This window comes from Roseovarius sp. D0-M9 (assembly GCF_037083805.1).
GTDB lineage: Bacteria > Pseudomonadota > Alphaproteobacteria > Rhodobacterales > Rhodobacteraceae > Roseovarius.
In genome coordinates this window covers 1-688 of sequence record NZ_JBAPKZ010000134.1, presented here as the reverse complement: position 1 = coordinate 688, position 688 = coordinate 1, and the positions used below count along the sequence as shown (strand labels likewise).

General features: G+C 53.2%; 1 protein-coding gene. It reads left to right on the top strand.

Annotation, left to right across the window (positions count from 1 at the left end; all coding sequences use genetic code 11):
* On the top strand, positions 1–212 hold a 212-nt coding region (locus V8352_RS21875; RefSeq protein WP_336426362.1), incomplete at its 5' end, for a sodium-independent anion transporter.
* Positions 213–688: the final 476 nt, after the last annotated feature.

Here is a 688-nt window from a genome sequence, read left to right as displayed (position 1 = left end):
TTTCGGCGGTGAATGAGATCGACCTCTCGGCGCTGGAGTCGCTCGAAGCGATCAACTCCCGACTGAAGGACGCCAACATCCGCCTGCACCTCAGTGAGGTGAAAGGCCCGGTGATGGACCGTCTGCAACGCAGCCATTTTCTGGATGAGCTGACAGGCGAAGTCTTCCTGAGCCAGCATGAGGCAGCCATCCGACTAACTCAGGTAAGCTGAATTGATAGGCAGACGGATCTCGCCCAAGGTGGCCAAGAATATCACCCCATTGGGGCCTATGCGCTCCAAGATCAAAAATCGACGGCAACACAACCGCAGCAACAGTGCCTGGCGGGAACCCGGTATGGAAGGCTGCAATACAGCGTCGCCATTGACAATTGAAACGCAAGAGATTGAACGAATCTATTGCCCGCAATTTCAGGAGCATGTAGCTGCTGCCTCTAATCTCATGCCCCAGATTCTGATGCTCCGGCACGTGGTCCATTTGTAGGGAGCAAGCCACGCCACTCGTCTTCTGCAGAAGCGACGAATGACAAGAATTAGCGATTTTGCGTGACCACGAACTTCGACCTTGAACTTATGTTTTCTTAGGCTCTGGACCCATTGATTTCATTCTAGCGGCGTGATTCACCGTCCGAAAATGGAGCGGTGATATGTCTGATCTTTTCTGGCTGACAGATGCGCAAATGGCGCGT